The sequence below is a fragment of the Fructobacillus ficulneus genome, from assembly GCF_001047075.2.
Taxonomy (GTDB): domain Bacteria; phylum Bacillota; class Bacilli; order Lactobacillales; family Lactobacillaceae; genus Fructobacillus; species Fructobacillus ficulneus.
In genome coordinates this window covers 1-24,152 of the sequence record NZ_DF967985.1, presented here as the reverse complement: position 1 = coordinate 24,152, position 24,152 = coordinate 1, and the positions used below count along the sequence as shown (strand labels likewise).

22 protein-coding genes, 1 tRNA gene and 1 riboswitch are annotated in these 24,152 nt (G+C 42.9%); of the genes, 1 reads left to right on the top strand and 22 read right to left on the bottom strand.

The features are described 5' to 3' along the window. Positions 1-155: 155 nt before the first annotated feature. From AOQ29_RS00505 to trpS, 3 genes are all read right to left on the bottom strand, one after another. Positions 156-1,604, bottom strand: a complete 1,449-nt coding sequence (locus AOQ29_RS00505; protein ID WP_061992604.1) for an amino acid permease — start codon at positions 1,602-1,604, stop codon at positions 156-158. Between the two features lie 98 nt (positions 1,605-1,702). Beyond that, positions 1,703-1,871, bottom strand: a riboswitch (Lysine riboswitch). Between the two features lie 18 nt (positions 1,872-1,889). Further along, positions 1,890-2,510 (bottom strand): hypothetical protein, encoded by a 621-nt coding sequence (locus AOQ29_RS00500; protein WP_061992603.1) that lies wholly within the window; start codon positions 2,508-2,510, stop codon positions 1,890-1,892. A 132-nt stretch (positions 2,511-2,642) separates the two neighbouring features. Beyond that, a complete protein-coding gene (gene trpS / locus AOQ29_RS00495; RefSeq protein ID WP_061992602.1) occupies positions 2,643-3,659 on the bottom strand; it encodes a tryptophan--tRNA ligase in 1,017 nt (338 codons plus the stop codon). A gap of 132 nt (positions 3,660-3,791) precedes the next feature. Here trpS and AOQ29_RS00490 point away from each other — a divergent pair, with 132 nt between their 5' ends. Beyond that, the gene (locus AOQ29_RS00490) at positions 3,792-4,781 is read left to right on the top strand and encodes a ketopantoate reductase family protein (protein ID WP_061992601.1); all 990 of its coding nucleotides are present in this window, start codon (positions 3,792-3,794) and stop codon (positions 4,779-4,781) included. An 89-nt stretch (positions 4,782-4,870) separates the two neighbouring features. Here the strand turns inward: AOQ29_RS00490 and AOQ29_RS00485 are convergent. The 19 genes from AOQ29_RS00485 to AOQ29_RS00390 all read right to left on the bottom strand — a co-directional run. After that, positions 4,871-4,942, bottom strand: a tRNA-Glu gene (locus AOQ29_RS00485). Positions 4,943-5,309: 367 nt separating this feature from the next. Beyond that, positions 5,310-6,161 (bottom strand): aggregation-promoting factor C-terminal-like domain-containing protein, encoded by an 852-nt coding sequence (locus tag AOQ29_RS00475; protein ID WP_061992599.1) that lies wholly within the window; start codon positions 6,159-6,161, stop codon positions 5,310-5,312. A 163-nt stretch (positions 6,162-6,324) separates the two neighbouring features. Then, the gene (locus AOQ29_RS00470; RefSeq protein ID WP_061992598.1) at positions 6,325-6,768 is read right to left on the bottom strand and encodes a F0F1 ATP synthase subunit epsilon; all 444 of its coding nucleotides are present in this window, start codon (positions 6,766-6,768) and stop codon (positions 6,325-6,327) included. Positions 6,769-6,779: 11 nt separating this feature from the next. Next, positions 6,780-8,180 carry a F0F1 ATP synthase subunit beta gene (gene atpD, locus AOQ29_RS00465; RefSeq protein ID WP_061992597.1) on the bottom strand — a complete coding sequence of 467 codons (1,401 nt, stop codon included), beginning with the start codon at positions 8,178-8,180 and terminating at the stop codon, positions 6,780-6,782. A 63-nt stretch (positions 8,181-8,243) separates the two neighbouring features. Further along, complete coding sequence (locus AOQ29_RS00460) at positions 8,244-9,155, bottom strand: F0F1 ATP synthase subunit gamma (protein WP_061992596.1); 912 nt, start codon at positions 9,153-9,155, stop codon at positions 8,244-8,246. An 11-nt stretch (positions 9,156-9,166) separates the two neighbouring features. After that, positions 9,167-10,681 carry a F0F1 ATP synthase subunit alpha gene (gene atpA / locus AOQ29_RS00455; protein ID WP_061992595.1) on the bottom strand — a complete coding sequence of 505 codons (1,515 nt, stop codon included), beginning with the start codon at positions 10,679-10,681 and terminating at the stop codon, positions 9,167-9,169. A 12-nt stretch (positions 10,682-10,693) separates the two neighbouring features. Continuing rightward, positions 10,694-11,236, bottom strand: a complete 543-nt coding sequence (gene atpH / locus AOQ29_RS00450; RefSeq protein WP_061992594.1) for an ATP synthase F1 subunit delta — start codon at positions 11,234-11,236, stop codon at positions 10,694-10,696. 9 nt (positions 11,237-11,245) lie between these two features. Further along, a complete protein-coding gene (gene atpF, locus AOQ29_RS00445; protein WP_061992605.1) occupies positions 11,246-11,752 on the bottom strand; it encodes a F0F1 ATP synthase subunit B in 507 nt (168 codons plus the stop codon). Between the two features lie 24 nt (positions 11,753-11,776). Beyond that, positions 11,777-12,004: an ATP synthase F0 subunit C gene (gene atpE / locus AOQ29_RS00440; RefSeq protein ID WP_047975171.1), complete on the bottom strand. Its 228-nt coding sequence runs from the start codon at positions 12,002-12,004 to the stop codon at positions 11,777-11,779. A gap of 103 nt (positions 12,005-12,107) precedes the next feature. Beyond that, the gene (atpB, locus tag AOQ29_RS00435) at positions 12,108-12,830 is read right to left on the bottom strand and encodes a F0F1 ATP synthase subunit A (protein ID WP_061992593.1); all 723 of its coding nucleotides are present in this window, start codon (positions 12,828-12,830) and stop codon (positions 12,108-12,110) included. A gap of 202 nt (positions 12,831-13,032) precedes the next feature. Then, positions 13,033-14,313, bottom strand: coding sequence for a solute carrier family 23 protein (locus AOQ29_RS00430; protein ID WP_061992592.1), 1,281 nt, complete (start codon positions 14,311-14,313; stop codon positions 13,033-13,035). Between the two features lie 84 nt (positions 14,314-14,397). Further along, positions 14,398-15,111: a 2,3-diphosphoglycerate-dependent phosphoglycerate mutase gene (gpmA, locus tag AOQ29_RS00425; RefSeq protein ID WP_061992591.1), complete on the bottom strand. Its 714-nt coding sequence runs from the start codon at positions 15,109-15,111 to the stop codon at positions 14,398-14,400. Positions 15,112-15,243: 132 nt separating this feature from the next. Further along, a complete protein-coding gene (locus AOQ29_RS00420) occupies positions 15,244-15,444 on the bottom strand; it encodes a cold-shock protein (protein ID WP_061992590.1) in 201 nt (66 codons plus the stop codon). Between the two features lie 204 nt (positions 15,445-15,648). After that, positions 15,649-16,326 carry a DUF4811 domain-containing protein gene (locus tag AOQ29_RS00415; protein ID WP_061992589.1) on the bottom strand — a complete coding sequence of 226 codons (678 nt, stop codon included), beginning with the start codon at positions 16,324-16,326 and terminating at the stop codon, positions 15,649-15,651. Position 16,327: 1 nt separating this feature from the next. Next, entirely contained in the window at positions 16,328-17,836 is a 1,509-nt protein-coding gene (locus AOQ29_RS00410) for an MDR family MFS transporter (RefSeq protein ID WP_179948350.1), read from the bottom strand. A 131-nt stretch (positions 17,837-17,967) separates the two neighbouring features. Next, on the bottom strand, positions 17,968-18,669 hold the full coding sequence (locus AOQ29_RS00405) for a type I pantothenate kinase (protein WP_061992587.1): 702 nt from the start codon (positions 18,667-18,669) through the stop codon (positions 17,968-17,970). Beyond that, positions 18,669-21,038 (bottom strand): RNA polymerase recycling motor HelD, encoded by a 2,370-nt coding sequence (gene helD / locus AOQ29_RS00400; protein ID WP_061992586.1) that lies wholly within the window; start codon positions 21,036-21,038, stop codon positions 18,669-18,671. The genes AOQ29_RS00405 and helD overlap by 1 nt, the downstream gene beginning before the upstream one ends. Before the next feature lie 247 nt (positions 21,039-21,285). Next, on the bottom strand, positions 21,286-22,503 hold the full coding sequence (locus tag AOQ29_RS00395; RefSeq protein WP_061992585.1) for a phosphoglycerate kinase: 1,218 nt from the start codon (positions 22,501-22,503) through the stop codon (positions 21,286-21,288). Between the two features lie 242 nt (positions 22,504-22,745). Next, on the bottom strand, positions 22,746-24,152 hold a 1,407-nt coding region (locus tag AOQ29_RS00390), incomplete at its 5' end, for a leucine-rich repeat domain-containing protein (RefSeq protein WP_114674972.1).

Sequence of the window (24,152 nt, the reverse complement as noted above, 5' to 3'; positions counted from 1 at the left end):
CCGTTTCCCGTTTCCCGTTTCCCGTTTCCCGTTTCCCGTTTCCCTTATTTTTCATGGCCAAAACAAATATTGCGAATATTTTTTTCAGACAATCAAAAAAAGAGTTAATGCCGGTTACTATTCAGCATTAACTCTAAAAACAAAATAATATTCATTTAATTTTCAGCCTTTGAATCCAAATCGATTTGATCCAATGGAATCAACTTTGATTTCTTAGTAATCTTATAAACGATATAAGGAATCACAAAGATTGGCACTGAAAGGTAAGTGATACCAATCTCTTCCCAATCAAAGTGGGCAAATGAACTTGGGTCCTGAAGGACGATGACCAAAATAGAAAGTGTCAAAGCCAAGATTGGTCCAAATGGGAACCACTTAGCACGGTAAGTTAAGGCATTCAAATCCTTACCTTGACGGACGTAGGCGCGACGGAAGCGGAGGTGGGCAATTGCAATTCCCATCCAAGCAATAAACCCAGTCAAACCAGAGGCCCCAACCAGCCAGGTATAGGCTTCGTTACCACCCTTAACGTCAGACAAGAAGGCAAACATTCCCACCAAGACAGTCACAACCAAGGCGGCCACGGGGACCCCTTGCTTTGACAACTTAGCAAAAATCTTTGGTGCTTGGCCCTTCTTGGCCAAAGCATAAAGCGTTCGCGTTGAGGCATAAGTACCTGAGTTCGCTGATGAAATGATTGAAGTTAGGATAACCGCATTCATCAAAGAAGCCGCAAAGGCAATTCCTGCATTTTTGAAGACGATAGTAAATGGTGAAACCGTGATGTCGTTATTGTTCGCAGCAGATAACAAACGGGGATCGTTGTAGTAAACCAATGCCGAAATAATGAAGATAGCACCGATGTAAAACAACAGGATCCGCCAGAAGACAGAGTTAATCGCCTTTGGCACTGATTCTTTGGCATTTTCAGCTTCTCCAGCTGTGATTCCAACTAGTTCTGTTCCCTGGAAAGAGAAACCAGCAACAACAAAGACTGACAAGATTCCTTGCCAACCACCAACATAACCATGGTGACCGACAGTCAAGTTATCCATCACGTTAACCTTAGAATGAATAACACCAAAAATTGTGGCAATTCCAATGACTAAGAAGAAGATAATCGTCACAACTTTAATCAATGAAAGCCAGAATTCTGTTTCACCAAAAGTTGAAACCGTAAAGAGGTTCAACAAGAAGATAAAGGTCAAAGCGACGGCTGAAAAAATCCAGGCCGGCACACCGGGTAACCAGTATTGGGCCACCAAACCAACTGCAACCGTATCAACGGCTAGGGTAATCGCCCAGTTAAACCAATAGTTCCATCCAAGGGCGAAGCCCATTGCGGGTTCCACGAACCGGCCACCATATTCTGAAAATGAACCTGAGGTTGGCATAAAGGTCGCCATTTCACCCAATGATGTCATCAGGAAGTAGACCATGATTCCAATGGCCAAGTAGGCTGTTAGTGCGCCCATTGGTCCAGCTTGAGAAACCGTTGCTCCAGAAGCTAAGAAGAGCCCCGTCCCGATTGATCCACCCAAGGCAATCATCGACACGTGACGAGTCTTCAATTGTTGCTTAATTGTGTTTTCTTGTTCAGCCATTTGCATGACTCCTTTATTGTAATTACAAACAATAAAAAACCTACTTTTTGTCACAAAACAAAAAGCAGGCGTTAATTCGTTCAATAATGATAGCAATGAATTAGCAAAGCGCACCGTTAAAAACGACAGTCCGTCGAATTTTCTTCGACGTCCCAAGATAGTCCCAACCAGGGATTTATCTTTCGGCAACCGCACCTTTCAGCCTAGGTCAAAGTCTTGGTGGACTCACTAGGCTTACTGATCTTGGTTGCAACCTCTTTGTTTGTTAAATTTATCTTAGCAAAATTAAATCTTACCGTCAACCGCAAAAATACTTAGCCACGCTTTAGCATTCTTTAAGTATAATTTCATTGCGAAACGAGCAAAGACATATGACAGCAAGATTGATCCAACTGCCGTTGTAAAGGACAAATCATAGTTAACAATCTTATTACCGGCAACCATGATCCATAACAAAACCATAGTTTTACCAATTAAAAACTTGAGCCAACCCGCGGAACGAATTTTCTTAACAATAATATTTTGGATTTCACAAAATAAGAGGCCCCACATGCCTAGTGTTAAATCAGGCATTGTTTGGTTGAACGAGGGCCCGTTTGACCATGAAAAAAAGACCAAAACGGAAGTTAACAGCATCAGCAAAAAGAATGCCGTTGCAATTACAACTACCCACCACGAGCCGACTTTAAAACCAAGGTAGCGGATAAAAAAGGCCCATAAAATCGTGGCCAACCAGGCTACCCATAGAGAACTGAAAAAATCAGCTGGGCCAGCCAAGAAGTAAAGGCTTTTAGCCACTTCTTGTGCTGCAATTGCAAATATTGCATCAAAAACCTCTAATAAAGAGCTATTGAAACGCAGCATGACAGCCAGCACAATGAAGATTAGCAGATAAATTTTACCCAATAAGGGTCTTTTTCCAAGCGGTGAGATTAACAATTCGCGGTCCTTTCGACAAAAAGATTACAAGTATATCTTTTACAAATTCTAAGTCAATCTACACTAAAAAGCAAAAAAAGTTCATAATTTTTTGTACTTTCAATCAAAATAGTTAATGCCCATGGCTGCGCGAACTTCTTGCATTGTTGCTTCAGCACGTTGATTAGCCTTGTCAGAACCGTCCTTCAACATGGCCAAAACTTGGTCCATGTTTTGTGCATATTCAATGCGTCGTTCCCGAATCGGTGCCAATTCTGCATCCATTACTTCTAACAAGTGCTTTTTGATTTTCATATCGCCCAAACCACCAGCTTGGTATTGGTCTTTAAGGTCCTGAACGCGGGCTTGGTCAGGATCGAAAATATCAAGGTAAGTGAAGACAACGTTTCCTTCAACATGACCTGGGTCTTCGACGCGAATATGAGTTGGGTCGGTATACATTGACTTTACTTTTTTAGCAACAGTATCGGCATCATCTGACAAATAAATGCCGTTATTCAAAGATTTTGACATCTTGGCATTGCCGTCAATTCCAGGAAGGCGGCCCTGTCCCTTTGGTGGGAAGACTCCCTCTGGTTCAACGAAGACGTTCGTTTGGTAGGCATTATTAAATGAACGAACTAATTCACGGGTTTGTTCAATCATCGGTTGTTGGTCATCACCAACCGGAACCTTGGTCGCCTTAAAAATCGTGATATCAGCAGCCTGTGAAACTGGATAAGTCAAGAAACCGGCTGGCAAGCTTTCACCGAAGCCCTTTTGCTTAATTTCTGTTTTCACAGTTGGATTGCGTTCCAATCGTCCTAATGAAACCAAGTTCATATAGTACATGGTCAATTCAGCCAAAGCTGGAATTTGTGATTGGACAAAAATCGTTGATTTACTTGGGTCTAAGCCAACCGCCAAGTAATCTAAGGCAACTTCCGCCAAAGATTGTTGAATCTTTTGGGGGTCGCGAGCATTATCAGTGAAGGCTTGAGTATCAGCAATCATGATATAGGGGTCGTACTCGCCTGAGTTTTGCATTGCTACACGGTTTTTTAATGAACCAATGTAATGTCCAATGTGGAGTTTACCGGTTGGTCGGTCTCCTGTTAAATAAATTTCGTTTTCCATATTCCATTCATCTCTTTCTCGTATTCACACTACTTATTATAACGAAACCAGACTAAACTTGCAGAATTCTTGTATTATTGGTATATTATGAGAAAAGAATTAAGTTCTTTTCATCAAAAAGGGGGATTTATAATGAAATATGCAGTAGTTGGTGCTGGGGCCATGGGCCTACGTTACGGTTTGTTGCTTCAAGAAGAAGCTGGTCTCGATGTTGATTTCGTCGAACCAACACAGGCTTCTCTTGATCGTATCCACGAACAAGGTGATCAAGTTTACCGGTCAGTTGACCATGAAGATCGCACCCTCGTTCCCGTCAAGGCCTTCTCACCAGAAGAATATGATGGTAACCCCGATGTATGGATTTTCTTTATGAAGCAAATGCAATTGGCAGATGCCTTGAAGCGTTTGGCTCCTAAGTTTGCTAAGGGTCAAACTGCCTTAGGTGCCATGAATGGTATGGGTCACATCGAAAAGTTGCAAAAATACTTTGATGATGAGCATATCATTGGTGGAACAGCCATGATTGCCACCATTTTGAATGATTATGGCGATGTTGATTTTATTGGAAAGACTTCTTCAGTCTATGCCAACAAAACCGAACAACCATCTGAAGTGATGGACAAGGTCCAAGCAGACTTCCAGGCTGCCGGAATTAACCCCTCATACTCAGAAAACTTCATGGGAACCTTGTTGACGAAGGTTGCTTTCAACGCTGTTGAAAACTCAATCGCTACAATGTTCCAAGCCCGCATGGGTCACTTGATTCAATATAAGGACTTCGTTAGTGGTATCGCTGCCCCACTTGTGGCAGAAGTATACGCTGGAACTAAAGCTGCTGGTATTGAATTGATTGAAACCGAACAAGAAATGTTGGAACAAGTCGACTATGTTTCTCGTGTCGGTAACCCTCTTCACTTCCCTTCAATGTACCAAGACTTCGTTAAGGGGCGTGAAACCGAGGTTGACTATATCAATGGTTACTTGGCTGACTTAGCTGAAAACAATGGTGTGCCAGCCCCTAACCAACGTTTGATTACAAACTTGGTTCACTTGGCCGAAGCCATGCGTGAATTCAACCCACCTGTTAACCAATTGATCCAACCTAAGAAGCAAAACGCATAACCTTTATTAACCGTTTGAGCGACTAACGTTCAGGCGGTTTTTTATTTTTAGGCAATAAAAAAGCCGCAACCGAAGTTGCGACTTGATTATAGCTCGCGAGAGAATCGAACTCTCGATTCCGCCGTGAAAGGGCAGCGTCTTAGCCACTTGACCAGCGAGCCATGGTCAGTTGTTGTCATGAATCTCTCCTTGACAACTATTATATTATAGCAAGACCACCATTCGTCGTCAACAACTATTTTAATTTTAATTGAAAATTTGTTTTTGCTTGTCCTTTTCAGCGCTAATTACTCGATTTCGACTGTCTTTTCTAAGACAATCACAAAATTCAACAATGACTAGAACAAAATGTTTGCTCACATCTAACATCATCAATACTAAAAACACTACTAATGTCAGCCATTCAATCATGTCCAAAACTTTAATAACATCTGTCTGGCTTTTCCTCACTTTCAGCAATAAAAAAAGATAAGAATTTCTCCTCATCTTAATTATTTAGCATCGTATTAGGATGTTAAAATTCTAAATTTAATACCAACCAGTTTGCAAATGGTGGGCCAAAGCAGCTTCAGCAGAACCATAACGGGCTGAGATGTAAGCCTTCATGGCTTGCAATTGGTCTTGGTAATCCGTTGAGTTACCACCATAAACTGCACGAGCTTGTGGCGACAATTGACCCAAACCGAAGTAGATGCCATTACGAGCATTCACATTGCCAGAAGATTCCTTCATAATCAATGTCTGCAAGGCTTGGTCTTCACTTTGGTTCGAAGCCGTTTGCGTTGGTTGAGCGGCTTGAGTTGTGGCACTCGGTGTTGCCTGAGTACTTTGTGCAGGTGCTTGTGACTGGCTTTGCGGTGCCTGTGACTCACTTTGAGATGTCGGAGCCTGTGATTGACTCTGGCTAGTTGCACTTTGTGCAGGTGCTTGAGCAGTCCCTGCTACTTGCAATGTTTGACCAACAAAAATTTGATCAGCATTCGTGATGTTGTTTTGTTGAGCTAATGTCCCAACAGCAACATTAAAACGTTGGGCCAATGACCACAGCGTATCTCCGGCTTGCACTTGGTATGAACCATTTGCAGGTGTAGTAGCTGCCGTACTCGTGGCTGTAGCACTTGTACTTTGATTTTGATTAGTATCAGCACTTGTAACACCAATCATCAATTCTTGTCCTTGATAAATTCGATCAACGTTTGTGATTTGATTATCTTGGGCCAATTGGCTAACCGTTGTGTGGAATTGATTGGCAACAGCCGTCAGAGTTTCTCCGGCTGTGACAGTGTGTTTTTGAACTTGGTCAGCACTGGCAGCTTGATGACCTGCAACAACAGACCCCAATAAGCCAGCGGCCAATAACATTTGTTTTTTTACTTTCATTAATTGTATCCCCCCTCTTTTAACAGAGTTAATTTTCATTATATTAAAATCCGAAATCGTCATATAACTACATAGTAACGCATTTGTTGTTCAAATGATACATTAACAAATGAAAAAAAGCAAATAAAAAAGGAGCTAGGTCTCCCTAACTCCCTTATTGGTCTTAACGACCAGACTTAATTGAGGCAACGTGAATACGGTTGACGGCACGCATCAAAGCGACACGGGCTGCATCCATTTCATGTTGGTTCTTGACCTCTTGTGCATGGGACAAACGTTCCTCGGCGCGCTTACGAGCGCTTTCCGCACGGTCAACATCAATATTGTCAGCAACTTCCGCACTGTCGGCAATGACTGTCAACAAGTTATTCGAAAATTCTGCTACCCCACCGTTAACGGCGAGGGATTTTGATACATCATCTTTTTTGACAAGCAATTCGTCAATGGCCATGGCGGCCAAGATTGGCTCATGACCGGCCATAACACCTAATTGGCCTCCCTGTGTATTAATCACAGCGATTTCAACTTGGTCTTGGTCGTAGACTTGTCCTTCGGGCGTCACAATTTTCACTGTGATACCGTTTGAGCTTTGTACTTCATCAGCCATGGATTACCCCCTTATTGGGCCATCGTCTTGGCCTTGTCAACCACTTGTTCGATAGCTCCAACGTTACGGAAGGCATCTTCAGGCAATGTGTCATACTTACCATCCAAGATTGCCTTAAATGAACGTACTGTTTCAGCAACAGGTACATATTCACCGTTAACACCCGTAAAGGTTTCGGCAACAGAGAATGGTTGTGACAAGAAGAATTGAATACGACGAGCACGGTTAACAGTAACCTTTTCTTCGTCTGACAATTCATCCATACCCAAGATAGCAATAATATCTTGCAATTCACGGTAACGTTGCAAAGTACGTTGTACTTCAGTGGCTACTTCATAGTGTTCTTGACCAACAACTTGTGGGTCAAGGGCTGAAGAAGTTGAAGCCAATGGATCAACGGCAGGGTAAATACCTTGCTGTGTCAATGAACGTTCCAAGTTGGTTGTAGCATCCAAGTGGGCGAAAGTCGTTGCAGGAGCCGGATCAGTATAATCATCGGCAGGCACATAAACGGCTTGGATTGAAGTAACGGCACCCTTCTTAGTAGAAGTGATTCGTTCTTGCAAACGTCCCATTTCAGAAGCCAAAGTTGGCTGGTAACCAACGGCTGAAGGAATACGACCCAAAAGGGCTGAAACTTCAGAACCAGCTTGTGTGAAACGATAGATGTTATCGATAAAGAGCAAAACGTCCTTACCTTCGTTGTCACGGAATGATTCGGCCATTGTCAAACCAGTCAAGGCAACACGCATACGCGCACCAGGAGGTTCGTTCATTTGACCATAAACCATGGCAGTTTGCTTCAAAACGCCAGATTCCTTCATTTCGTGGTACATGTCATTACCTTCACGGGTACGTTCCCCGACACCTGTAAAGACAGAAATACCATTATGCCCTTGGGCAATGTTGTGGATCAATTCTTGAATCAGAACAGTTTTTCCAACTCCGGCTCCACCAAAGAGCCCAATCTTTCCACCACGGATATATGGAGCCAAAAGGTCAATAACCTTAATTCCGGTTTCCAAAATTTCCGTTGACGTTGCGAGTTCATCAAACGCAGGAGCTTGACGGTGAATAGGGTCGCGTTCGACTGAAGCGTCGATTGCACCATTGTTATCCACTGGTTCTCCCAAAACGTTGAAGACCCGACCCAAAGTAGCTTCCCCAACGGGAACTTCAATGGGCTTACCGGTATCAGTTACGGCCATGCCGCGTTGCAATCCATCGGTTGAGTCCATGGCAATAGTACGGACAACTCCGTTACCCAAAGCCAAAGAAACTTCAACCGTTAATGTTTTGTCAGATCCCAAATCAACCAACAAGGCGTTGTTGATTTCAGGAACAACTTGCCCTTCTTCAAAGGCAACATCAACAACTGGACCGATCACTTGTACGACTTTTCCAGTAGTCATCGTTGTTTCCTTTCAAATTCAAACGTTTACGTAGCATGTGCTCGTAAAGACGTCGTTATAAACTTATTCCAAAGCAACCAAACCACCGGTAATTTCGGTGATTTCAGTTGTGATTTGGGCCTGTCGGGCTCGGTTATATTGCAAGTCCAAAGTACCAATCAAATCATCAGCTGAGTCGGTTGCAGATGACATCGCCGTTGATGAGGCCGCATGTTCTGTCGTCTTTGCATCCAATACGGCTTCAAAAACCAATGATTGGATGTATTGTGGCAAAACAACGTTCAAAACCGCCGTTGAATCAGGTTCGGAGTCATAAGCAGATTGAATATCGTATTCTTTTGCTTTTCCTTCGTTTTCTTCTTCAACTTGTTCCAAGGCATCCTTGGTCAAAGGCAAGAGTTGAACATTTCTTTGTTCAGATTCCAAACGGTTCACAAAGTGATTGTAAACCAAGTGGAGTGAATCAAAGGCTTCCGCTTCATATAATGAAAGAACCGTCTTCAAAAGTTGACGAATTTCATTATAGGTTGGGATATCTGAAATACCGCGGTGTTCCAAGGCAATGGAGAAACCACGGTTCTTATAAAAGTCCGCTCCGTTTCCACCAATTGCCAGAATCACAGTATTATCTTTGTTTAAGTTGTGCTTTTCCATCAAGGCATTTGTTTCCTTGATGATGTTTGCGTTATAAGACCCAACCAAACCACGGTCAGAGGTCACAAGCAAAATTCCTGTCTTTTTGACTGGTCGCTTAGCAACCATTGGCAAATGCGCAGAATCTACATTATCCAGCACGTGGGCCTCAATTAAATGAGAGACCACTGCCTTCAACCGGTTAGCATATTCATGGTAACCAGTTGTAGAGTTTTGAATCTTGCTGAGCTTAGCAGTTGAAACCAACTGCATGGCTGATGTAATCTGCCGAGTGTTCTTTGTTGAGCCAATTCGACGCTTAATATCTTGTAAAGAAGCCATGTTGCCTCCTCTTATTGGTCAACTGAGCCAGCAAAGCCATCCTTAAAGCTCTTCACTGCAGCATCCATCTTTGCTTCATCAGGAAGGGCTTGTGTTTGAACGATTTCGTCCAACAAGGCCTTTTGACTAGCATCCAAGTATGAAATGAATTCATCTTGGAAACGTTGCAAGTCTTCGACAGCAACATCATCCAAGAATGAATGCGTCAAAGCATACAATACGAAGACTTGGTGTTGAACTGACATTGGAGCATGCAAAGGTTGCTTCAAAATTTCGACCGTTCGCTTACCACGGTTCAACTTAGCTTGCGTTGCCGCATCCAAATCTGAACCGAACTGAGCAAAGGATTCCAATTCACGGAAGGAAGCTAAGTCCAAACGCAAAGTACCAGAAACCTTCTTCATGGCCTTAATTTGAGCATCTCCACCAACACGAGAAACTGAAGTTCCGGCATCGATGGCTGGACGAACACCAGCATAGAACTGGTCAGCATCCAAGAAAATCTGTCCATCGGTAATCGAAATTACGTTGGTAGGGATATAAGCTGAAACATCTCCAGCTTGCGTTTCAATGATTGGCAAAGCCGTCATTGACCCACCACCAAGTTCGTCTGACAACTTGGCTGCACGTTCTAGCAAACGTGAGTGCAAGTAGAAGACATCACCAGGGTAGGCTTCACGTCCAGGCGGACGACGCAAAATCAAAGATATTTCACGGTAAGCCGTAGCTTGCTTTGACAAGTCATCGAAGACGATCAAAACATGCTTGCCGTTGTACATGAATTCTTCACCCATGGCTGCACCGGCATAAGGAGCCAAGTACAACAAAGCGGCAGCTTCTGAAGGGCCGGCATTAACTACAATTGTGTAGTCCATGGCACCCATTTGCTTCAAAGTTTCAACTTGTTCACGAACAGTTGAATCCTTTTGACCAATAGCGACATAAACAACGATCATGTCTTGGTCTTTTTGGTTCAAAATTGTATCGATGGCAACTGAAGTCTTTCCAGTCTTACGGTCACCAATGATCAATTCACGTTGTCCACGACCAATTGGAACCAAGGCATCGATGGCCTTGATACCAGTCTGCAAAGGTTCTGAAACGGACTTACGTTCCATAACCCCGGGAGCCTTAACTTCGACTGGTCGCGTTTTTGTTGTTTTTAAGTCGCCTAATCCGTCAATGGGTTGTCCCAATGCGTTAACGACACGCCCGATAAGTTCTTCACCAACTGGCACTTCCATGATGTGTCCAGTTCGCTTAACTGTATCACCTTGGCGAATTCCATCAGAACTACCCAAAACGATAATTCCAACTTCACTTTCTTCCAAGTTTTGGACCATACCGAACACGTTGTTGTTAAATTCAACAAGTTCACCAGAAACAGCATTTGCCAAGCCAGTAGCTCGAGCAACACCATCTCCAATATAAGTAACAGTTCCAATTTCTTCTACAGTCAGTTTTGTGTCGAACTTTTCGAGCTGTTGCTTAATTAAAGCAGAAATCTCTTCAGCTTGAATCGCCATTTCTTTTCCTCACTAACCTAGTAACTCTGCCCGAATTTTGGCAATTTTCTTTTGCAATGAACCATCAATCAATAATGATTTCGATTGCATGACCACGCCCCCAATTAAGTCAGTATTGACTTCAAAGGTAGCCTGGATTTGCTTTGCGCCACTGTGCTTTTGAAAAGCATTTGACAACCGGTCTTTTTGATCATCATCAACAGCCACCGCAGTGGTAATAGTCACGGCTTCAATGCCTTGGCTTTGCTGGTAAAGGTCAAAAAATCGGTTAACTACAGCAGTCAAATATGCAAAGTGATGATGAGCTAAAAGAACTTTAACCAAGTTCACCACTGCATTTTCTGCACCGTGTGTCAGCGCATCAACTAACTCATTTTGTTCAGCATCAGAAATTGTCTGTGCTGTTAACAAAGCGGTTAAATCTGGTTCAGCGTCAACCACTGAACGGATAGCCGTTAAGTCAGCGATAATGTCTGCTTGGACACCGTGTTCGTCTGCGTAGGCCAAGATTGCTTGGGCGTATTGGTTAACAACTTTTTCTTCTTGCTTCGCCATACACCCTCCTTACTGCTGGTCTAAATCTGCCAAGTAGGCATCAATTAAAGACCGTTGGTCATCAGCAGATAAGTTTTTTTGCATCAATTTAGAAGCGATAGTTACTGATAATTCAGCAACATCTTTTTTCGCAGATGACAAGGCTTCAACCTTAAGTTGGTCAGCGTCAGCTTCTGCGGCCTTTTTCAAACTAAGGGCTTGGTCATTGGCCGTCTTTAAGAGGGCTTCTGATTGGTCCTTAGCTGACTTTTTAGCAGCAGTGATAACTTGACTAGCTTGGTTCTTACCTTCTGTCAACTCTTTTTCACGTTCAGCAACCAAAGCAGTTGCATCGGCGTTAGCCTTTTGAGCGCTATCCAAATCGTTGTTAATTTTATCTGCACGTGCGTCTAAGGCCTGTGTTAGCGGACCGTAAGCAACGTACTTTAAGATAACCATCAGAGTAAGGAAAGCGACGATAATGAAGACCATATCACCTAAAGGCATGGCCTTTGTCATTGATAGTGTAGGAACCATCATTTATTCCTCCCTCTGGGATTTTTACTTGTTGATAAGTGTGAAGGCCATTCCCAAAACGATGATTGGTGTGGCTTCAGCCAAGGCCAATCCCAAGAAGGCACGTGACAAAAGCTTGTTTGCCAATTCAGGTTGACGAGACATTCCAGCTAAGAACTGTGAGTACATCACACCGACACCGATACCACCACCAATGGCAGAACCCGCAAAGGCAATCCCGGCTGCGATTACGCCTAAGTTGTGTAAATCCATTATAATTCTCCTTTAATGCTAAAACGCTTCGCGTTTTTTCGTTAGGTTGTGGATGACAACGCTCCCGCGTGCGACCTAACACGGTGTTAGGTCAATGTTGATCCTATTCGTTTCCAGATAATTGGGCCGTAAAGACCGCCGTTAACATAACGAAAACGTAGGCCTGAATGCCACCAATCAATAGTGAAAATCCCTGCCAAGCAATTTCCAATGGGAACGCTAGTACAATCCAAAAGCCGTTGAGGTGGGTACCCCAGGCTAAGCTAGCAAGCAAATTTAACATCAACTCTCCAGCAAAGATGTTTCCAAAAAGCCGCAAAGCTAAGGTCAAGAAGTTCGTAAACTGCTCAACCAAATTTAATGGAAACATGGCAATGTAAGGTTTGAAAAGCATTCCTTTTAGATAACCGCCAAAGCCGAGTGCTTTCACACCCGTCCCATGAGCAAGCATCAACGACATAATTGCCAGTGTAAAGGCAAATAACGGATCAGCGGTTGGTGACTTCACATAAGTCACGCCGTTTCCCATTTTAACTTGAAGTAACAACCCCATCTCGTTTGCCACAATTAAGAACATAAAGAGGGTAAAGGCGTATAAGCCAAATTGTCGAGCCAAGTTCGCTGGTAGCTGATCACCTAAAATACCACGAACAAAGTCAAGAACATATTCAATTGCATTTTGTCCCCGACTTGGACGAACGGCGACTTTCCTGGTCATTAGTACGGCTACTAGGACAACGATTGACATTGCCACAAGGGTCGAAATAATTGTTGTCCAGTTAAAGGTCAAACCCAGGAAAGTAAATGTTGATGTTGGTTCATCCATCGATTTTCTCCTTTCTGAAAAACTTATTTTGATACAAGGCGTTGGGCGCACTCCTCAAAATATATTCCAATGATACTCGCCCTCTCTTCTAAACACAAGCAAGATTGTTGGATTTTCACAAAAATTTTTATTTTGTTTCATACGTAATCTAGTTAAACAACAAAATGAGAAAAGTGTTGTAAAACCTCGACAAAACCTGACATTATCGGTCCGACTTGGCTTTTTCAGGTAAGACTAAATTAAGAACAATTCCTAGAACCGTGGCAATAGCAACCCCTGAGAAGGTCACTTGTGAACCAAGCGACAAAGAATAGTTACCAATTCCAACAACCATGACTGGACCGGCAATCATCAGGTTTCGCTTTTGACCGTAGTCGACATGGTTATCAACAATCACCTGTAACCCTGCCGCTGCGATAACACCGTAAAGCATCATTCCAACGCCACCCGTGACAGCTCCAGGAACAGTGCCAATTAGTGCAGATAACTTACCAATAAAGGCAAAGCCCGCAGCTAAGACAGCCGCTCCCCCGATAACCCAGACAGAATAAACCCGCGACAATTGCATGACCCCAATGTTTTCACCATAAGAAGTCACGGCAGGACCACCAATCAAACCCGCGACAACAGAAGCTGCCCCATCACCCGCTAAGGTTTTGTTCAAGCCAGGATCCTGGAAAAAATCTTGGCCAGTAATCTTAGATAGCACAAGCAAATGTCCCAAGTGCTCTGACAAGGTCACTAAGACCAAGGGGGCCATCGTTAAGACCGCGACAGGATAAAAGGTCAAGGACGTCCCGTGACCACCAGAGAAAAGAAAATCAAACTTAGGCCAAGCCAACCAGTGAGCAGAAGCAACCGGGCTCAAATCAACTAAGCCCATCGCCATTGCCAAGAGGTAGCCAAAGGCAATCCCAAGTAAAACTGGAATCAAGCCTAAGAATCCGCCTAAGTACATGTTACAGATGATTGTAACTAGCAATGTTGCTCCAGCAACCAAAAAGACCTTAATGTCGTACTTGCCATTCAATTGTGTTGCTGATTGAGCTGCTGTTGCCGCTAATGAAAGACCAATTACCAAGATAACCGGGCCAACAACAGCTGGCGGGAAAATCTTATCAATCCAGGCAGAACCGACTTTAGCTACAATTAGCGCGATAATTAGGTATACGGCCCCAACAGCAACGACACCTTGACCAACCGCCGGATACCCGGTTGTTTTCATCATAGAGGCCATCGGGATGATAAAGGCAAAGGAAGACCCCATGTAGGCTGGAACCTTACCACGGGTCGTTAAGAGATGAATCAGAGTTCCGACCCCTGAAGAGAAAAGTGCGACACCAGGATTTAATCCGACTAAGAGTGGCACTAGGATTGTTGCCCCAAACATCGAAAAAAGATGTTGGAGAGAAAGTCCAACCAAAGAAAAGAATGGTGGACGTTCATGCAAATCATAAATTGCGTTGTTTTGTTTTTCTTCCATTGTAAATAATTTAAACCTTTATAAATTTTTGCAATAAAAAGCCCACTGGGAAAAATAAATTTACCAGTAGGCTCTTAATTGACTTTAGGCACCTAAAGTCTTCTTTGAATTGATTGACAAATCAGCCGCCAAATCATAAACGATTGGTTGACCGTTTGCGATTTCGAGGTTCAAGATGTCGTCATCTGAAATGTTTTCCAAATGCTTAGCAAGGGCACGCAATGAGTTACCATGAGCAGCAATCACAACGTTCTTACCAGCTTGCAAGTCCTTCTTGATTTTTGCATCATAGAAAGGCAAAACGCGTTCCAAGGTAACCTTCAAGTTTTCACCCAATGGCAATTCACCGTAAGGAACATCAGCATAACGAGCATCAAAGGCTGGGTAAGTCTTACCTTGCACTTCAACAGTTTCTTCATAGTTCTTAAGCAATGGAGGCAAAACATCGTATGAACGACGCCAGATGTGCACTTGGTCGTCGCCCCACTTTTCAGCGGCTTCTGCCTTGTTTTGTCCTTGCAATGCGCCATAGTGACGTTCGTTCAAACGCCATGACTTTTCTTCAGGAAGGTACAATTGACCAGCTTCTTCCAAAGCATAGTGCAAAGTTGTGATGGCACGAGTCAACACTGAAGTATAGGCTTGGTCAAAAACCAATCCTTCTTCCTTCAACAATTCACCAGCATGCTTTGCTTGTTCAATTCCCTTTTCAGAAAGCTTCGTGTCTACCCATCCGTTAAAAAGGTTTAATGCGTTCCATTCACTTTGGCCGTGACGGATCAAAACTAATTTTGCCATTTTTTGCTCCTTCTAAATCAGTACAATAATATTCCTAGCTATTATACAACATTCTTATCTGAATATGTTTTAAACCAAATAAAAAAACCCGAGAAAAATCTCGAGTTTTTTCAGACAAAGACGTAAAAGTCTTTAGGCCTTTACGATGTTAACAGCTTGCAAACCGCGGTCTGAGTTTTCAACATCGAAAGTTACGGCTTGGCCGTCTTCCAAAGTCTTGAATCCGTCACCTTGGATTGCTGAGAAGTGTGCAAACACATCTTCGCCAGATTCGCGTGTGATGAAGCCGTAGCCCTTTTCGCTGTTAAACCACTTTACAGTGCCTTTTTCCATGATTGTTTCTCCTTGGGTCATCCCAAAATTATAGTTTGTAATTAAGAATTGTTGGTATGACGCCTTCCGAAAAAAACAAATCAAAATCAAAACCTAAATTACACTGTTACTGTAACATAGAAATTCCATCTCTGCAATAAGTTTAATCATTTTTATGAGAATAATTATAATTTATTTAGAATGAGACGGGTTTCTACGTTAGTTTTACTTACTTGGTGTCGTTGCTAAGAGATTTTTGTAATAATCAACCGTTGCCTTAGCGGCCCCATCAGGGTCAGTTGTTGCTTGTTCTTTTTCTTGTTGAACTTGTTGGATGAAATCACTTTGCGTTGATAGCCCAGCAACCAACGTCTTCAATCGTTCCCCATCCTGGCTCGACAATGCAATCCAAGTTGGTGGCACTTGATAGGTTACATGTGAACTTTTCAGTTCATGATTATTATCGGCAATACCAAATAAGAACTTAAAGAAGCTATTGCGGTAAACGTAAGTCTTATTGGTTGTGACCTTATAAGCGACATTCCCGTCTATATTTTGCAAAGAAGTTGTCGTTTTCAAATCAGGCTTAGCAATCGTCGCTTTTGTGCTCTTATCTGTTGCTCGATAAATATAAACCTTTTCTTTACCAGAAGTTCCAACAGGTTGGTAAGACAAAATCCCATAAGTATTTTGACCTTGGACTGAGTAAATTTGTGTCTTAGTCGTCTTTGTTTGAACCTTCATACCATAATGGTCATGCATGTTAACAATGATTAATACGATAGAAGAAACGGCAATTGCAGCTGAAACAACAACTGCTACCGTTCGTAGCGTCAAGTTATGAATCATCATCAAAGAAACGAAGGCTAAGACTGTAAAAATAAATAGTGTAAAAATAACCATCTTAGTTCTCCTTTTCTGCTTTTGGTTCAACCTTACCCTTGTGCATAAAGAGCGACAAGATTAGGGCTAGCAAAGCGAAACCAGCTGCCAAAAGGAACGAAGCATGGAAGCCATCCAAGCTAGCATTAAGTGCCTTGGCACCATAAGCTAATGGATCTTGTCCCTTTAGGCTAGCACTTGGTAAGTTGTTATTAATTTGTGATTGCATTACTGATGCTAGGATTGCTGTACCTAATGAAGCAGCAATTTGACGGGTTGTGTTGTTTACCGCTGTCCCTTGTGCTGTCTGGTCAATACGCAAAGCACCCATGGCTGATGATGTCAACGGCATCATCGTCACGGCAACACCCATCATCCGAACCGTATAAAGGCAAGTGATGTAGAGAGTTGGCGTTGTAGCAGTTAAGAAGTAGAAAGGCAAAGTTCCAGTTAAAATTGTGGCAAAACCAAAAGTTGCCAGGCGCTTAGCGCCGTACTTATCATAAAAGGTTCCTGCAACCGGTGACAAGAGTCCAATCATGAACGCTCCTGGTAAGAGTGTTAATCCTGAGTGGAAAGCTGAAAGGCCACGAACTTCTTGCATATAGATTGGCAAAACCATTTCAACACCAATCATGGCGATGAAAGTCAATGAAACTAGGGCAGAAGTCAAAGCGAATTGCTTGTTCTTAAAGACAGAAACGTCCAAGAACGGCTTTTCCATGTGCAATTGGTGGCGGGCAAATTCTGCAATCACCAAAACACCAACGATAATTGGGGCAATAACCCAGGTAAAGTTTGACCAACCATAGTTAGAAACCATTGCTGAACCGAACAAAACTAAACCAAAACCAACTGTTGATTCAACCAATGATCGAATATCAAGAGCCACTTTCTTAGTTTCCAAAACATTACGGAAGAAAACCGTTGAAAGCAACAAGACGATGATAGCTAGTGGCAAAACGAGGCCGAAGATTGATCGCCAATCGCCGCCCCACGTCATACCGAAGACATGGTGCTTTTGGTCCAGAATCCATCCGGAAAGAGTGGGGCCAATGGCAGGAGCCATTCCAATAACAAGACCAACCATTCCTAAGGCTTTACCACGTGATTTCTGGCCGAAAAGGGTCAAAGCAACAACCTGCATCAAAGGCATAACGATACCTGCTGCCATGGCCTGCAATGCTCGGGCAACCATTAGCATCCAGAAGGCACTGGTTGGCGTCAACCAAGCGATACCCGTTCCAATTGTATAAACCGTCAATGCTGACAAGTAAAGATACTTTGTTGGAATTCGGGTAGTCAAAAAGGCCGAAACCGGCACCATAATTCCATTGACCATCAAGAAAATTGTCGTCAGCCATTGAACTTGAGCTGAATCAACGTTAAAGGCTGTCATTAGGGTTGGCAAGGCCGTTCCCAATGAAGTCTGCATCAAAATAATTAGGAATGAGCCGACCATCAGCAAAGCCATCATGGCAAAGCGATTAATCGGTTTCCCGTTCATATCTGTATGTTCTGTCATACTCATTTTCCTCCATTTTTATCGAATAGTAAGTATTCCCGGTGGTTATTCCACCAACGTGACTGTTTTTATTTTAAAAAACCCAGCAAATTATCTTAACGCTAGATTCAATCCTTGTCAAACTTCCAAAAATTGGTTTAGTTATTTTTTCTTGGACCTGCTATCGTATCAACTATTTGATGATACTGGTTTAAAATCAAAATCCAATCGGCTAAAGACCTGGTCGGTGCGATGTAGTTGTCATAATTAGCTTGGTTCGTTTTTTCCCAGATATCCATCGCCAACTGGTAAAATTCTTGAATTGGCATATTTTTATACTGGTATCGCCATGATTCCGGTTCTTGGCTTGCTTTGACTGTTGCTAAAAAATTGCGTTGCAAATACCAATCTTTGATATCGGAAATCTTAGCCTCAACAAAAATGGTTTGATCTAAAAATTCCGTAGGCAACTGCAAGGCGACTACCCCTTCAATAATCAAAACATCCGGGCGGTCAATCGTTTCTTTTTTACCAGGAATAATATCTGCCAATGTTTGAGAATATTTATTAATTGTCTTCTGTAAGTGGCCAGCCTTAAAATTTTGAATCAAACTTGTCAGTTCGTCTAAGTGGTAGCTAATTGGGAAACCTTTTTGATCAAAGCGTCCTTCTGCTTCTAATTCTTGGTTTGATTTTAAAAAGTCATCTGTTGAAATAACTCGGGCAATCAGCCCTAATTCATTCAACCCCTGCGCCAATTCCGCTGCCAACGTTGATTTGCCAACCGCAACTGACCCTGTAATCCCAACCGTCAAAAAAGACCCGTGATGGGCCTCATAGATACTATTAATAATGGTCATTAAACTTCCTCACGAGCATAAAGTGATTGATGAACCGCTTGAATCAATGGTGAAATTTCACCAGCACCAATCATTGTTAAGCGGTGCATTGCTCGGGAGGCAACGGTATAAAGCAACCGTTGTTGATCCTGGGCACTATAATGGTCAGCATCAGCTTGCCAAATCACTACGGCATCAAATTCCAACCCCTTAGCTAAGTAAGATGGAATAATCACCGCTCCCGGCGCCAAGCGCTGGTTTTCGGAATGAATTAGCGTGACATCTTCCCCATCCAGGTTAGCAGCTAGGTCTTGAGCCGCTTCCAGCGTCTGGGTGATAATTGCTGTTTGTTCCTGATCAATGGCATTTTCTTGTAATTGATCTTTAACTGCTTGAAGAGCCCCAGCTTCATCTTTAGCCAACTTCAAAACAGGTAATTCCCCGTCACGGTTAAAGGCTTCGATGGTCTTACCATTTTCCAATAGTTCCTTCGAGAAATTCGTGATTTGCTCAGTCGAACGGTAAGTTTGAGTTAGTTCAATCATCTCAACTTTTTCAGGAGCAAAGAGTGATGCAAAATCCTCTTCCAAGCTATTGGCCCAATCTTGGGTGAAAATAGCCTGGTTCAAATCTCCCAAAACCGTAAACTTAGCATTCGGGAAAGAGAACTTTAAGAATGCCAATTGGTATGGCGTATAGTCTTGGATTTCATCAATAAAGAGGTAACGAATATCGCGTTGACCGTGCTTACCAGTAATTAGGTCGTACAAGTACAAATAGATGGTCGTATTGGCCAAGGTTAATTTGTGGTCCTTAAAGTCGGCAATGACCTGTTGCAAATATTCAGTCCATTCGGCATCACTAACACCAAAGTCCGCTAAGTTCATGAAGTTTGGTAAGACTTTCAAAAAGTCAACGTACTGAGCATTAATATTAATAAAGCCTGACCGTCGAATTTTCTTTGCTAGTGGACGCAAGGCTTGGGTCACGATTTTCTTTGCTAAGAAATTCCGTTCTTGTTTGTCCGACTTAAATTCACGTTCCTGCGGCTGAGCACCAAGTTGGTGACGACGAGTTGCTGCCCCGGCATCGCCTTCTTCATCATCCCCAATTCGTGTTGAACCAGCCCCTACCATCTCGTCATACTCTTCTTTTGACAAGTTTTCGATAGCTAATTCAACCCAGTCCTTTTTCATTTGCACGCCGACTTGAGCCCGCAAAGACCGCAAGAGCGTGTCTTGGGTTGCTTCTAACCGCTGCGAAAGTTTGTAGTTTTCGTTGTACTGGTAATAGATATCAAGAATCTTTTCCCGAGTGATTAATGGTTCACCACGGAAATTCAGATTACGAGCATGCAAACCTTTTTGATTCAATGATTGAGCATACTTCTGTGTTGCTTTAAACATCTCCAAAGAACCCAACATTCGGTCAATCTTTTCATTACTGACTGTTTGTTCAAACCGTTCGGCTAATGTTTGCACCGCAAAGCGCGGTAACCGTCGGGAGGCATATTGGAAAAATGTCAACTGAACTAGGTTTTGTTCACCCAATTCAGGCAGAACTTGGTCAACATAGTCATTAAAGAGTTGGTTTGGTGAAAACATGACAACTTGACCAGAATTCAACTTACCACGATAGCGGTAGAGCAAATAAGCCACTCGTTGCATGATAGCTGCAGTCTTTCCAGAACCAGCCGCTCCTTGAACAAAGAGTAAGTCCGCATCCGTATTTCGGATAATTTTATTTTGTTCCTTTTGAATCGTTGTCACGATTGACTTCATCTTTGTCGATGATTCACCAGACAAGGCGTTCAAAAGCATGGCATCGCCAATCGCTTCTTCAGTATCAAAGAGTGTGACGATGTCGCCCCCCTCAATTTCAAACTGACGCTTCAAAGAAACATCTGCTCGCTGTGGCCCGACAGGGGTTAAGTAGTCGACCTGTCCCAAACCACCATCGTAATAGATGGAAGCAACCGGTGTCCGCCAATCGTAAACCCAGAACTTACCCTCTTCATCCGAGTAAGAAGCCAAACCAATATAAATGGATTCAGGTCCTTGGCCGTCATCTTGGGGATCGGTAAAATCAATTCGTGCGAAATAAGGCTTACCGGCTTGCTTAGACAAGGTTTGAAAGCGGACTTCCGCCCGTGACTTAGCTGATTCACGTTCGGCAATCGCTTGCTGTTGCTGGCGAACCGACATGGCCGTTTCAACAATCCCAGAATAAGTACTAGTTTTCACACGGACATCGTCCCACCCACTAGCGGCATCTGCTAAAGAACCCTTTGATTTTTTAATTTCTTCCTTGGTGATGTCCAAAGATTCATTAATTTTCCCTAGGGTTTGATTTAAATAAGCTTGTTCAGTTATTAATTGCTCGTTTGACACGGGTCCACCTCTTCGATAAATTCGTTGGTATTATTATACGCCAATTCGTAGGAATTATAAAGTAAGGTAAAGAGCAAACCTTCCTCTCCCTGTTTGCTTTTTTCTCTCACAATTAGGTTCTATTCTAACAGAATTCTAATCAAAAGTTCGGATAAATCTCAGAAATGTGTAAAATAAAAAACCAAAGCCCACTGGCAATGGTTTTCTAAAAGAAAAACCGAGATTTCTCCCGGTTTATAAATCAATATTACTTGTCAGTTAATGATTGGATACCAGGCAATACCTTACCTTCAAGGTATTCCAATGATGCTCCGCCACCAGTTGAGATGTGTGACAATTGGTCAGCAACACCCAAAGCTTGAACAGCAGCAGTTGAGTCACCACCACCAACAATGGTTGTTCCACCATTCTTAGTAACTTCAACTAAGTCGTTACCAATGGCTAAAGTACCCTTGGCGAAGTTTGGCATTTCAAAGACACCCATTGGGCCGTTCCAAACAACAGTCTTAGCGTCTGACAAAACATCCTTGAACAATTCCACTGACTTAGGACCAATGTCCAAGCCCATGTAACCGTCAGGGATACCAGCAGCTGAGTCAACGATTTCAGTCTTAGCATCGTTAGCAAAGTTGTCAGCAGCAACAGCATCAATTGGCAAGACCAAACGGTCACCAGCTGATTCCATCAATTCCTTGGCCAAATCAACCTTGTCGGCTTCAAACAATGACTTACCAATCTTGTTACCCTTGGCAGCATCGAATGTATAAGCCATTCCACCACCGATGATAACCTTGTCGGCCTTCTTCAAAAGTGATTGAACAACTTCAATCTTATCAGAAACCTTGGCACCACCAATGATAGCAACGAATGGACGTTTTGGTGTGTCAACGGCGTCACCCAAGAACTTGATTTCCTTTTCCATCAAGAATCCGGCTGCAGCTTGGGCCACGTTAGAAGCAATTCCAACGTTTGAAGCGTGGGCACGGTGAGCAGTTCCAAAGGCATCGTTGATGAACAAGTCGTCACCAAGTGAAGCCCAGTACTTACCCAATTCAGGATCGTTCTTTGATTCAAGCTTTACTTGTTCACCGTTATGAACATCTTCATAACGAGTGTTTTCGACCATCAAAACTTGGCCGTCCTTCAAGTCAGCAACGGCTTGTTCCAACTTAGCACCACGTGTTTCAGGAACGAAGATTACTTCTTGTCCCAACAATTCGCCTAAGCGCTTTGCAACAGGAGCAAGTGACAAGCCTGGCTTGTCATCTTCAGACTTAATCCGACCCAAGTGTGAGAACAAGATTGCCCGACCGTTTTCGGCCAAGACATGCTTGATTGTTGGTAAGGCAGCCACGATTCGATTGTCGTTACCAATAACACCATCTTTAATAGGGACGTTGAAGTCCACACGCATCAAAACCTTCTTGCCTCCAAGAGCCAAGTCAGTTACTGCTAATTTTGCCATAATTGCCTCCAAATATTCTTTATATAAACAAGACCAATTATAAAGCATAACTTTGCAAATGTCTTGGTTTGACCGGAAATTTGCTAACAAAATCGCAAGCAAATCAATTTAGCGGGAATATTTCTAAACAAAAAACCAGTCTGACAATCGACTGGTTTTGCTGGGCCTCAAATAGACCATTATTTTATCAAAGAAATCATCTAAATTAATCATTCATCGATTTAATCCATGCATTGAAATAATTACTGGCGACGCTTCATCTTGGCAGCTAACCAAACACCCGCAGCAACAAATAATGAAAGAACCGCGGTCATTCCAGTTGCTAAGGTAGCCTTTTGGCCTGTTGGTGGCAAAATTCCCTCTGAATTTTGAGCCTTTTCAGTCGGCTGAGTTGTACTTTGGGCGTCTACTGACTTTGCTGCTTCAGCTGGTGTAGTTGAAGTAGCTGGCGTTGTTGGCGTTGTTGGCGTTGTCGGTGTTGTTGGCGTCGTTGGCGTTGTCGGTGTTGTTGGCGTCGTTGGCGTTGTCGGTGTTGTTGGCGTCGTTGGCGTCGTTGGCGTCGTTGCCTTGTCCTTCACCGTCACCGTAATAGTCTTTGTGCTGGTCAAACCATAACTATTTTTCACACTGTAAGTAACGTGGTAGGTACCGGCCTTAGTCGTATCGACATCGTTGCTTGTGACCAGAATAACCTTGGTTAAGTCTGTCTTAGCACTACCATCATTTTGTTGGTCATATGCCGTTACGTTGGTAAGTGGGTTGAAGGAATCCCCCACCGTCAAAGACTGATTGTCTTGAGCATCAATGGATGGGCCAACAGCATCAACCCAATTAATGTTGATCGTAGCGTTACCAGAGAACCGACCCTGTGCTCCACTCCAGCTATAGGTAATTGAGGTAACCGGCTGACTACTTGCAGAAGCTTGGACAACAAATGACTGAATTGACTGCCTTTTTGTTGCATTTTGCGCCACAACTGATGCTGTTCCATCGGCATAATTTAGCGTGACAGTTTGTGGAGTAATATTTGAGAAAGTCACTGAAGAATTATTAGGATCAGCATTACCAGAATAATAATTAGTCGATCGATCGTATTCAAAATCACTGGTTTTAATCGGTTGATCAATCGTTACCGGAACAGTCTCTTGAGACCGCGGCTTCACGATATTGACTGTTTTTTGATAATTTTGGTCTTGCGCACTTGTTCTATCACTCAATTGATAGCCATTCATGAAAGTAATATCACTAATATTGTTGCCATCAACTAAAAAAGTATGCAGATTCTTATACTTACCATAAAGTCCGCTCATCAAACTAATATCAGCGATTTGATTATTTCGAACGCTAAGATACTGTAGATTCGTGAACGGAGAATCTTTAAAGGCGTTAACGTTAGAAAGCTGATTATTATCAGCATACAAGTTCACAAGACTAGTCAAAGTCGCCTTGGCAATCGGATTGATATCACTAATTTGATTACCACTAGCGTCCAGTGTGGTTAAATTGGGTAGCGCTATACTATCAATAACCGATACATCACTAATCCCATTATCGGCTAAGTTTAAGGTCTTGAGGTTGGGTAAGGAAATACCAGTAAAAGACGATAATGACCTGTACCCCGTAAGTTGTATAAACTTACGGGGATTTTT